This is a genomic window from Stieleria sp. (assembly GCF_041595215.1).
Classification (GTDB): Bacteria; Planctomycetota; Planctomycetia; order Pirellulales; family Pirellulaceae; genus Stieleria; species Stieleria magnilauensis.
Genome location: NZ_JBFHKV010000946.1, coordinates 1 through 3409 on the forward strand (window position 1 = coordinate 1; position 3409 = coordinate 3409).

Consider the following 3409-nt stretch of genomic DNA (forward strand, 5'->3'; position numbering starts at 1 on the left):
ACGGCATCCGACGCAGTGTAACACGGCTGGCGGGCGTTTGGCCGCGGATCGCAGCCCGAAACGAGCGAGGACGACACTGTGAAGCGTATTTTTAGCGGTAGGGCGCGAGCCCTCCGGTATTTCGGTAACGATGAGGACCGGAGGGCTTGCGCCCTGCCGCGAACACCTCGTAAACGCTTGAAATAAATGCTTCACCGCGTTCGATCGCGAGGGTGTTTTCTCTTGGACGGACAAGGCGTTCGGCTTACCATGGCAGACGCCTTGGCCAACCCACTCGACATGAAAACAACAGAGACTCCGTAATGAAGACACCATCGATCGCCGCTTGCATGCTCCTGCTATCAGCTTGCTTGGCCGTCCCGAACCTGCTCGCCGACGATCGGGGCACCCTGATCTTTGCCGACGACTTTGAGCGCAACGAGTCCCAAGAAGTGAAAGACGAAGTCGGCAACGGCTGGGGGACCAACAGCGAGCGACGCGCCGGAGGAAACAAACAAGTCGATCTCCGAGACGGCGCGATGTACATCTACCTGCACAAGGATGCCGACCACGGCGTCTCCGTCACCCATCCGGCCGAATTCCGCAACGGTTCGGTCGAAGTGAAGTTTATGTTGGAGCACGAAAAAGACACCCTCGGCCTAAACTTTGCCGACTTGCAGTGCAAAGAGGTCTGGGCGGGGCATCTGTTCAAAGTGGTCATCGGCATCAAGCAAACCGAGCTGGCTGATCTGAAGACCGGTGTCATGGACCTGAAAACGCGTGAGGCCCGCCAAGCCGACACACTCACCCCCGCCCAGAAAGCAGAGCTGAAGACTAAATCGAAAAAGTTCGTCCACCCGCTGGAAACAGGAACCTGGTACACCGCCGTCGCGACCATCAACGGCGACACCTTGAGCGTGTCGATCGATGGCAAGGAAGTCGGCTCGTTCTCCTCGCCAGGCATCGCCCACCCCACCAAGCGAATGCTGCGACTGGCCGTCCACCGAAACGTCGTCGTGGACGATCTGAAGATTTATGCGCGCCATTGACGTGAAACATGAATCTTGACTCGCGATCGGCTCGGCCCGTATCTACAGACTTGGCAAACTTCGCAATCCCCTTGGATTCACAATGTCCGGTCTGTGTCTCCCCCGTCGTCCGCTTTACTGTTCCACGTGCCTGGTCGCGTTGACAATCTGGGCGAACTGCGCCGCAGCCCAAAACAACGCCCGGTGGCCGCCGTCACCCCGGCCACTGCTGCAGGTCCCGGTCAATGCTGGCAAAACGAGTTCCGGCAGCATGGCGACCGAGAAGGGGTCCGCCGAAGATCACCAAGGCGAAGGTTTTTCGCCGGAAGTCGCCTTGCAAATCGCACAGTGGAATCGCGACCTGGCCGAGCGTTCCACACCGGTCCTGGCCAAGATTGCCAGCCAAAATGCCGACCTTGCCGAGCAGCTTTCCAAGCTCGGATTTTCGGTTCGCACTCTGCAGCAGCGACTCGACGCGGCCGAGCAAAAACTCGAGGACATCCAATCCGACTACCAATCCGTCAGCGGAAAATTGGCCGAGTATGGATTGACGCCCACCATCGGGCTGTTGCTGCGACACCGCAAGGAACAGTTGGATTCCTGGCAAACGCAAGACAACGAGAACCACTTCGCGCGAGCCGAACTGCAGCGTACCCAACAGGAAGCCTTGGAGCTGGAATTGATCCTGGGCGGCGAAGGACAATTGCAGCAGCAAGCCGATCAGTTGCTGGCTGAAACCGGCGATGCCAGCGGCCAGTCGCCGACGCCGCTGCTGCGGCAGCAAGTGCTCGACTTGCTGACCCATCGATCCCAATTGGTCGACCAACTGAAGCAATCCTATCGCAAGTATCATCGCAACCTGGATCGGCTGGATTCGACCGCGTCGGCCACCAGTGCCACGACCGCAGAATTTCGCAAGCTGATCAATCGCCACGCGACATGGATTCGCAGCGGCGATCCGATCGGGATTCAAGACTTCGCCGACGCCAAGGCCGGGATCGCAGCGTTGCTCGAATTTCGCCATACCCGACAACTGGGACGCGACCTAAAACGCAAACTCTCCGACGACCAGATTTCGGGAATCCTGTTGTTGGCGTTCATCGGGCTGATGTTTGCCCTGCGGTGGCGGCTGAAAAGCTGGTTGGTGGCGATCGGTCTGAAATCCAAACTGCGAACGGCCGGGAAGACCCGCGTGGTTGCCGCCGGCGCGTTGACGCTCGGCGTCGCCGTGGTGGTACCGCTGCAGGGATACGCGACCGCCTGGTGGCTGAATCAGGGAATCGTTTCTGAACTGATCATCCAGGTCGCCAGTGGTTTGTTTGCCGCCAGCCTGATCGGGCTGTTGGTCGAACTGCCGCGTCAGTTGCTACGTCCCTTCGGTCTGGTCGACAAACACCTGTCGAAAACGTTTTCCACCCGCGCCGAAGCCTTCAAGGATTGGTCGATCGCGGGGTTGATGTTGGTCCCCGGTACCTTTGCGATCACGATGCTGGGACAGATCGACCATGGCATCTGGCGTGATTCACTGGGGCGATTCGGCTTTCTAACCATGATGCTGGTCGTGGCCGGCTTGGCGCACTTCGCATTGCGTCCCGGCAAAGGGTTTCTTTGTCCGGCGATTGAGGCGTTCGGAGGCCGATTGGCGACAGGTTTTGGACACCTTTGGTATGCGATCGCTCTTGGGTTTCCGGTCCTGATGGGAATCCTTTCTTCACTCGGGTACGGCTACACCGCCAGCGAATTGATCAAGCGTGCGACGTGGTCGGCGATCTTCGTGATGACCGCGGGCGTGGTCTGGAAGATCGGCCAACTCGGGTTCCAACAGACTTGGCGCAACCTGACTCAACCCAAAGTCGAACCCAGGTACGACGAGTATGGATTGATCGAAGAGCCCGAAGTCGATGAGGAGATCAATGAAACACACGTGGTGTTGAAGCACCAAATCGGTTTTCTCGGCCAATGCATTGCGGGCGTTGCGTTGGTCTCTTGCTTCGTCGCACTCTGGGTGGACGTGATTCCCAACATGAGCCTGGCGAATCCCGTGTTGTGGACGGTCCAAGATACCGTGACCCACTATGCCGATGACGGTCAAGGACAAACGGTCGCAACCTCGGTGTTGCAAGCCACTCCGGTCACGCTGTTGAACGTGGTTTGGGCCGCCGCGATCTTGTTTGTTGCGATTCATGTTTCGCGATTGCTGCCGAATCTGTTCGACGCGTTGGTGTTGCAACGCGTGGACTATGACGAAGGCATGGAGCATCTGATTTTGGTGCTGGGCCGCTGCATCCTGTTCGCGATCGGTTGCTTCGTCGCCTGCCGATTGATCGGCGTCCGCTGGGTGACGATCCAATGGTTGATGGTCGGGATCACGATCGGCATCGGCTTTGGGCTGCAAGACATGG

The 3409-nt window shown here is 58.5% G+C and carries 2 protein-coding genes; both read left to right on the plus strand.

Annotated features, from left to right (window positions below):
• Window positions 1-329: 329 nt before the first annotated feature.
• Window positions 330-1028, plus strand: a complete 699-nt coding sequence (locus tag ABX749_RS26630; RefSeq protein WP_372898673.1) for a hypothetical protein — start codon at window positions 330-332, stop codon at window positions 1026-1028.
• Window positions 1029-1278: 250 nt separating this feature from the next.
• A partial coding sequence (locus ABX749_RS26635; RefSeq protein ID WP_372898674.1) for a hypothetical protein occupies window positions 1279-3409 on the plus strand: 2131 nt, incomplete at its 3' end.